Raw genomic sequence first — 1,100 nt, 5'->3', positions numbered from 1 at the left:
TGTGATGTCCAGGGACGTTGTGTCGTTGGGCGGTCGTTGACGCGCTGATCGAAGAAGGCCTCCCGGTGGTGGAGTGGAGCTGTCGAGAAACCGCTTCACCGACCAGGAGGCCTTCGTGTCCCACGCTAACGCTGCGCTGACCCCGCGCGCCCGTCTTCGTCTCGCCAGGCTGATCGTCGAGAGCAGATGGCCCGCGACGACTGCAGCGAAGCTGTTCATGGTGTCGCCGATCACGGCCCGGAAGTGGGCTGCCCGGTATCGCTCTGAGGGACCGGCCGGGATGACAGACCGATCGAGCCGGCCGCGCCGGATGCCCGCGAAGACGCCACCTGAACTGGTGAAACAGATCGTGAAAGCGAGGTGGCGGCGCCGCCTCGGGCCGGTGCAGATCGGCGGCGAGCTCGGCCTGCCGGCATCGACGGTGCACGCCGTCCTGGTGCGGTGCCGCATCAACCGGCTCTCCCACATCGACCGGATCACCGGGGAACCAATCCGCCGTTACGAACACGACGCTCCCGGCGCGATGATCCACGTGGACGTGACGAAGTTCGGCAACATCCCTGACGGCGGCGGCTGGCGGTTCGTCGGGAAGCAGCAAGGCGACCGGAACCGGGCCGCGACGCCAGACAAGCCGCGATCAGCAACCCGAGAACCGCTGATGGGCAGAGCATTCGTGCACACCGTCATCGATGACCACTCCCGCGTCGCCTACGCAGAAATCCACGCCGACGAGAAGGCAATCACCGCGATCGGTGTCCTCCAGCGGGCTGTTGCATGGTTCGCCGAGCGCGGCGTCACGGTCGAGCGGGTCCTCTCCGACAACGGCTCCGCCTACAAGTCCCACGCCTGGACCGACGCATGCTCGGTGCTCGGGATCACACCGAAGAAGACCCGGCCCTACCGGCCCCAGACCAACGGGAAGATCGAACGGTTCCACCGCACCCTCGGCGAGGGTTGGGCATACGCCCGGTTCTACGGATCAGAGACCGAACGCCGCCAAGCGCTCCCCAGCTGGCTCCACTTCTACAATCACCACAGAACCCACTCCGCCATCGGAGCCCCACCCATCAGCAGACTCAACAACCTCCCTGGACATCACA

Annotated in this window: 2 protein-coding genes; one reads left to right on the top strand and one right to left on the bottom strand. The window is 66.1% G+C overall.

Going from position 1 to position 1,100, the window contains the following annotated elements:
• Positions 1-234, bottom strand: a 234-nt coding sequence (locus ITJ56_RS19065) for a hypothetical protein (protein WP_323749868.1), incomplete at its 3' end; no start/stop codon positions are given.
• Here ITJ56_RS19065 and ITJ56_RS18095 point away from each other — a divergent pair.
• Positions 137-1,100: IS481 family transposase (locus ITJ56_RS18095; protein ID WP_323749867.1), on the top strand; the 964-nt coding region annotated here is incomplete at its 3' end. The genes ITJ56_RS19065 and ITJ56_RS18095 overlap by 98 nt on opposite strands.

It is taken from the genome of Curtobacterium sp. VKM Ac-1376 (assembly GCF_015351025.1).
Lineage (GTDB): Bacteria > Actinomycetota > Actinomycetes > Actinomycetales > Microbacteriaceae > Curtobacterium.
Note: the sequence above shows the minus strand (reverse complement) of the source record. Positions and strands in the feature narration are given on the sequence as shown.